The following is a 6,284-nucleotide window of genomic DNA, read 5'->3' on the forward strand; positions in this document are numbered from 1 at the left end:
TCATAGTGTGACGCATCCGACAGCCATAACCGGCAAAACCTTCCCCCAAACCTCTTGTGCGGTCTTGGCCTGCCTGAAAAGCTAAATGCGACGTCGGAACGTAGGACCTTTGCGGAGGCCACCGCCCCCCGGAGTGCCCCGGCGATCATTGGACCCAGCCCGGTACGACCCAAGTTCCGGGCGAAAGTTCGCAGCAGTTAGTGAAAGACTTCACAAAGTTGACGGTCAGGAGCCGCGGAAGGCTCCACTTACGAAGGAGTGGAACGCATGGACTGGCGCCACCGCGCTGCCTGCCGTGACGTGGATCCCGAGCTTTTCTTCCCGATCGGCAACACCGGCCCCGCGCTCATGCAGATCGAAGAGGCGAAGCAGGTCTGCCGGCAGTGCTCCGTCATGGAGTCCTGCCTGAAGTGGGCGCTTGAGTCCGGTCAGGACGCCGGCGTCTGGGGCGGTCTGAGCGAGGACGAGCGACGCGCCTTCAAGCGCCGGACGGCCCGCGCCCGCGCCCGCGCGAACGTCTGAATTTTCCCCTGCACGACCGCGCATACCACCGAATGCGCCAGGATCATCATTTCGCGGTTGTCGCGGTCACATGAAAGGCGAGGGTCGCGTCCCAAAGGACGCGGCCCTTACCCGGTTTGAACGGGAATGCTGATCGTGACTTCGGTTCCGCCGCCTTCCCGCGGAGCGATCGACAATCGTCCGGAAAGCTCGCCGACCACGAGCGTGCGTACGATCTGCAACCCGAGACTGGTCGTCGCCTCCAGATCGAAATCGGTGGGCAGGCCCTTTCCGTCATCCGCCACGACGACCTCCAGGTGATTCGCGTCCCGGGACACGATCACCTGGATGCTCCCGCTCGCGTGCGAGAAGCCGTGCTCCACCGCGTTCTGCAGCAGCTCGGTGAGGACCATCGCGATCGGCGTGGCCACGGCCGCGGGCAGCACGCCGAAGCTGCCGATCCGCTTGGGCGTCACGTGCGCCACCGAGACCTCGGCGGTCATGGCGACGACCCGGTCGGCGATGTCGTCGAACTCGACCATCTCCTCCGGCATCTGCGCCAGGATCTCGTGCACGATCGCGATCGACCCGACCCTCCTGACCGCCTCCTCCAGCGCCTCCCGGCCTTCGGGATTGCCGAGCCTGCGGGCCTGGAGCCGGAGCAGCGCCGCCACCGTCTGCAGGTTGTTCTTCACCCGGTGGTGGATCTCGCGGATCGTGGCGTCCTTGGTCAGCAGCTCGCGCTCCCGGCGGCGCAGCTCCGTCACGTCGCGGATGAGCACCAGCGCGCCGATCCGGCCGCCGCCGACCACGAGCGGGATCGCCCGCAGCAGCACGACGATGCCGCCGCGTTCCACCTCGGTCTCCCTCGGGGCCCGGCCGCTCGCCACGTGCATCAGGTCCTCGTTGATCGGCTCGTCCGAATAGCAGAGGTCCGCCGTGGTCCGGCCGAGTTCCGCACCGACCAGGTCGGCCTGCAGGCCGAGCCTGCGGTACGCGGAGAGCGCGTTGGGCGAGGCGTAGGTCACCCGGCCGGCCCGGTCCAGCCGGAGGAGGCCGTCGCCCACCCGGGGCGAGCGGACGAGGGTCGGCTCCTCCTCGGGGAACGGGAACCTCCCCTCGGCCACCATCTGCGCCATGTCCGAGGCGCTCTGCAGGTAGGTCAGCTCCAGCCGAGACGGCGTACGCGCGGACGACAGGTTGGTGGAGCGCTGGATGACACCGATGAACTCTCCCTCCAGGCCGCGCCGCACGGGGATGGTCTCCTCGCGGACGGGGACGCCGCTGGACCAGTCCGGGTCGCCCTCGCGGCAGATCCGGTGCTCCTTCCAGGCGGTGTCGATCAGTGGGCGCTCGCCCTCCGCCACGACCATGCCGACCACGTCGTCGTGGTAGACGGTGGGGCCGGTGGTCGGCCGCATCTGAGCGACCGCCACCCAGCCCGGCCCCTCCTTGCGCGGGATCCACAGGATGAGGTCGGCGAACGACAGGTCGGCGAGCAACTGCCAGTCGGACACAAGCGAGCGCATCCACTCGATGCCCGCGGCGTCGAGCGCGGTTTGACGGGACACCAGGTCGCTGAGAGTCGACACGACTGCATCATGCGTCCTGAACCGGCCCGAAGGCGAATCCACCCATCCGACCTGCAAAGATGCACCCATGAGTAGGCCACTCGACAGGCTGCGTGCGGCCGCCGCCGGCAGGGGCGCGGTGCACACTGCCGGACTTGCGGGGAATCCTCATATTGTGAGAACCGTCACGCTTTCCAAGTCGCTCGGCTCTCAGGGCGGAGCGATGCTCGGCGCCCCCGAGGTGATCGAGACGCTGATCGACACGGGGCGTTCGTTCATCTTCGACACGGGGCTCGCGCCCGCCTGCGCCGACGCCGCCCTGCGCGCGGTCGAGATCCTGGAGAGGCACCCTGAGCTGCCAGAACGCGCGTCGGCCAACGCGCGGGCGCTCGCCGGCACGGCGCGCGAACTCGGTCTGGAGTCCGGCGAGCCTGCCGCCGCCGTGGTCCCGATCGCGCTCGGATCGCCCGGGGCCGCGGTCTCAGCGGTGACCCTGTGTGCGGAACTCGGCGTGCGCGTGGGATGCTTCCGCCCACCATCGGTGCCCCAAGGGAGGTCTTGTCTGAGGTTGACCGCCCGGGCCAATCTGGGGTCCGATGACCTCGCGGTGATCAGGCGGGCGCTCACCGCCGTGGCCGAACGGAAGGTGGGCAAGTGACCCGGCGAAACATCGACGACGTCGTGAGGGAGGCATCGTGACCGAACTGGCCGAGGACGCGCCGAGAGTCCCGAAGTATTACGACGTCAAGCGCAGCCTCCTGGAACTCACCAAGAGCCTCCCTCCGGGGAGCGCGTTGCCACCCGAGCGTACGCTCGCCGTGCGGTTCGTGACCTCTCGGACGACCGTGCGGCAGGCACTGTCGGAACTCGTGGTGGAGGGCCGCCTGCTGCGGATCCAGGGCAAGGGCACGTTCGTCGCTCAGCCCAAGGTCGCCCAGGTGCTCCAGCTCACGTCCTACACCGGGGATCTGCGCACCGTGGGCCTCGAACCGGACACCAAGATCCTGGACATCAGCTACATCACCGCGGACGAGCAGCTCGGCCGGCGACTGGCGATCAATCCGGGCGGCCGGGTTCTGCGCATCCACCGCCTGCGGCTGGCCAACGGCGAGCCGATGTCGATCGACACCACGCACCTGTCCGCCCGCAGGTTTCCCCGCCTCCGGCGGGAGCTGGAAGCGCACTCGTCGCTGTACGAGACGCTGCACAACGCCTACAACGTGCGGCTGACCGACGCCGAGGAGGTCATCGAGACCGTCCTCGCCACGCCGTACGACGCCCAGGTGCTCGGCGTGGACGTGGGCCTGCCCATGCTGCTGCTCACCCGGCACGCCTTCGACGCCGACGGCAACCCGGTGGAGTACGCCCAGTCGCTGTATCGCGGCGACCGCTACAAGTTCGTCACGCGTCTGCGCAGGCCCAGCCCCTAGGGTTGGCTGATGAGCATCCTCATCATCACCGGCACCGACACCGGCGTAGGGAAAACGGTGGTGACCGCGGCGACGGCCGTACTCGCTCGGGAGCGGGGAGCCACGGTCGCGGTGGTGAAACCGGCGCAGACCGGCGTAGCCCCGGACGAGCCGGGCGACCTCGACGAGGTCATCCGGCTGTCGGGCGTCACGACGACGTTCGAGTTCGCCCGGTTCCCGGATCCGCTCTCCCCCGCCGCCGCGGCGCGCGAGTCGGGTCTGCCGCCGGTCTCGCTGGGGGAGGCCGCCGAGCGGATCCGCGAGATCGCCGAAGCCCACCGGCTGGTGATCGTGGAGGGCGCGGGCGGGCTGCTCGTCCGCTTCGACGAAGAGGGCTCGACGCTGGCGGACCTGGCGCACCTGCTGCACGCCCCGGTGCTGGTGGTCGCGCGCGCCGGGCTCGGCACGCTCAATCACACCGCGCTGACGCTCGAGGTGATGGCGGGCCGCGGGGTCGACCTGGCCGGCGTGGTCATCGGCTCCTGGCCGGCCGAGCCGGATCTCGTGGAGCGCTGCAACGTCGCCGACCTGGAGATGCTCGCCGCCCGCCCGCTCGCCGGCGCGCTGCCCGAGGGAGCCGGCGAGCTCGACCGTACGGCCTTCGCCCAGGCGGCCAGGGCGGGACTCGGTCCGACGCTCGGCGGCGGGTTCAACCCGGCGCGTTTCCGATCAACGCTGAGGCTCCCCCTGTGACCGAGACGCGATCATCGTGGGGAACTACCTGGCTGGGCCGCTCTCCCGAGCAGGACCTCGGCCTCCTCGCCGACCTCAGGATGCCGATCAAGGCGCTGTCGCAGACGCTCTAGAACCGCGCCGTCCCATGGCGCAGGACGGGTCGTAGGCGCGCGGATCCGTCGCCTGGCAGGCAGTGGCGACTCACTATCCCCCTATGTGACCGGCTGGTAGGTTTCCCGGCATGGAGTCAGCAGCGAAGCATGCAGGCGACATCGCGGTCGCCGTTTCCCAGGCCTACGGCGTCGAAACGATGTTCACGCTGTCCGGGGGGCACGTCTTCCCCCTGTACGACGGCGCGGTGCACGAGGGCATGCGCATCCTCGACGTACGGCACGAGCAGAGTGCCGTCTTCGCGGCCGAGGCGACGGCGCGGCTCACCCGGGGGCCCGGCCTCGCGGTGTTGACCGCCGGACCCGGCATCACCAACGGCGTCTCCGGCGTCGCGACGGCGCACTTCAACGGCTCCCCCGTCGTCGTGATGGGCGGCCGCGCACCGCAGTCCCGCTGGGGCTCGGGCGCCCTGCAGGAGATGGACCACCCGCCGCTGTTCGAGTCCATCACCAAGCTGGCCTTCACCGGCTCCGGCGCCGAGACGATCGGTCAGGACGTCGAGATGGCCTTCCGTACGGCTCTCGCCCCCCACCGCGGCCCGGTCTTCATCGACTTCTACATGGACCACCTGTTCGCGCCGTCGCCCGAGCGGGCCACCGAGACGCTCGCGCCGTCACCGCTGGAGCCGGACACCGACGCGCTCGCGGACATCGCCAAGCTGATCGTGGCGGCCGAGCGGCCGGTCCTGGTCCTCGGCTCCGACGTCTGGATGGACCGCGCCGAGGAGGCCGCGCGGGACTTCGCCGAGGAGTACCGCCTGCCGGTCATCCCCAACGGCCAGGGCCGGGGCATCCTCCCCGCCGGGCACGACCTGCTCGTCACCCGCGCCAGGGGACTCGCCTTCGGCCAGGCGGACCTGGTCATCGTGGTCGGCACGCCGCTGGACTTCCGGCTCGGCTACGGATGGTTCGGCGGCAAGGACGGGGCTCCCCTGGCCAAGGTCGTGCACATCGCCGACGCGGCCTCCCAGCTCGCCACGCACATCGGCCTGGCCGGCTCAGCCGCCGGCGACCTGTCCCTCACCTTCTGGGGCCTCGCCGCGGCCTGCTCGACCGCCGGGGTGGATCCGAAGGCGTACGCGCCGTGGGTGTCCACACTGGCCGAGACGGCAGCGGCCTCGATCGCCGGGGACGCCGCGCTGCTCGCCTCCGACGCCGACCCGATCCACCCGATGCGCATCTACGGCGAGCTCGGCAAGGTCCTCGCCGACGACGCCGTGGTCATCGGCGACGGCGGCGACTTCGTGTCCTACGCCGGCAAGTACGTCGAGCCGCGCAACCCGGGCAACTGGCTCGACCCCGGCCCGTACGGCTGCTTGGGCACCGGGCTCGGCTACTCGATCGCCGCCCGGCTCGCCCGGCCCTCCTCCCAGGTCGTGCTGCTCCTCGGCGACGGCGCCGCCGGGTTCTCCCTGATGGACGTGGACACCCTGGTCAGGCACCGGCTCCCGGTCGTCATGATCTGCGGCAACAACGGCATGTGGGGCCTGGAGAAGCACCCCATGCAGCTGCTGTACGGCTACGACGTGGCCGCCGAGCTCCAGCCGCAGTGCCGGTACGACCAGGTCGTGACCGCGCTCGGCGGAGGCGGCGAACTGGTGACGTCCCCGTCGGAGATCGGGCCGGCGCTGCGGCGGGCCTTCGACTCGGGCGTGCCATACCTGGTGAACATCGCCACCGACCCCGCGGTCGCCTACCCGCGCAACACCACCGGGGTCTAGGGAGTATCTGACGAATGCCGCTCGCGACGGACAGCATTCGTCAGACACTCACTAGTAGTACTTCGTTAGATCGATGATCACTTAACGTGATCATTTTGATGAGTTACTTCGGGATCATGCTGTCGTGACACCTGACGAGATGGCGCTGGTACGCCCGCGGCTTGAGAAGTTTGCAGA

The 6,284-nt window shown here is 69.7% G+C and carries 6 protein-coding genes; 5 read left to right on the forward strand and 1 reads right to left on the reverse strand.

The features are described 5' to 3' along the window. Window positions 1-267: 267 nt before the first annotated feature. On the forward strand, window positions 268-522 hold the full coding sequence (locus QSK17_RS29305) for a WhiB family transcriptional regulator (RefSeq protein ID WP_285708698.1): 255 nt from the start codon (window positions 268-270) through the stop codon (window positions 520-522). Between the two features lie 107 nt (window positions 523-629). On the opposite strand, the gene QSK17_RS29310 is transcribed toward QSK17_RS29305, so the two are convergent. Beyond that, on the reverse strand, window positions 630-2,093 hold the full coding sequence (locus tag QSK17_RS29310) for a sensor histidine kinase (protein WP_285708699.1): 1,464 nt from the start codon (window positions 2,091-2,093) through the stop codon (window positions 630-632). 67 nt (window positions 2,094-2,160) lie between these two features. On the opposite strand from QSK17_RS29310, the gene QSK17_RS29315 reads away from it, so the two are divergent. The 4 genes from QSK17_RS29315 to QSK17_RS29330 all read left to right on the forward strand — a co-directional run bounded on the left by QSK17_RS29315 (window position 2,161) and on the right by QSK17_RS29330 (window position 6,107). After that, window positions 2,161-2,730: an aminotransferase class I/II-fold pyridoxal phosphate-dependent enzyme gene (locus tag QSK17_RS29315; RefSeq protein ID WP_285708700.1), complete on the forward strand. Its 570-nt coding sequence runs from the start codon at window positions 2,161-2,163 to the stop codon at window positions 2,728-2,730. A gap of 46 nt (window positions 2,731-2,776) precedes the next feature. Further along, the gene (locus tag QSK17_RS29320) at window positions 2,777-3,502 is read left to right on the forward strand and encodes a GntR family transcriptional regulator (protein ID WP_285708709.1); all 726 of its coding nucleotides are present in this window, start codon (window positions 2,777-2,779) and stop codon (window positions 3,500-3,502) included. 9 nt (window positions 3,503-3,511) lie between these two features. Next, window positions 3,512-4,234, forward strand: a complete 723-nt coding sequence (bioD, locus tag QSK17_RS29325; RefSeq protein ID WP_285708701.1) for a dethiobiotin synthase — start codon at window positions 3,512-3,514, stop codon at window positions 4,232-4,234. Between the two features lie 223 nt (window positions 4,235-4,457). Then, window positions 4,458-6,107, forward strand: coding sequence for an acetolactate synthase (locus QSK17_RS29330; RefSeq protein ID WP_285708702.1), 1,650 nt, complete (start codon window positions 4,458-4,460; stop codon window positions 6,105-6,107). The last annotated feature ends 177 nt before the right edge of the window (window positions 6,108-6,284 follow it).

Origin of the sequence: Microtetraspora sp. NBRC 16547 (assembly GCF_030268965.1) — a bacterium.
GTDB lineage: Bacteria > Actinomycetota > Actinomycetes > Streptosporangiales > Streptosporangiaceae > Microtetraspora.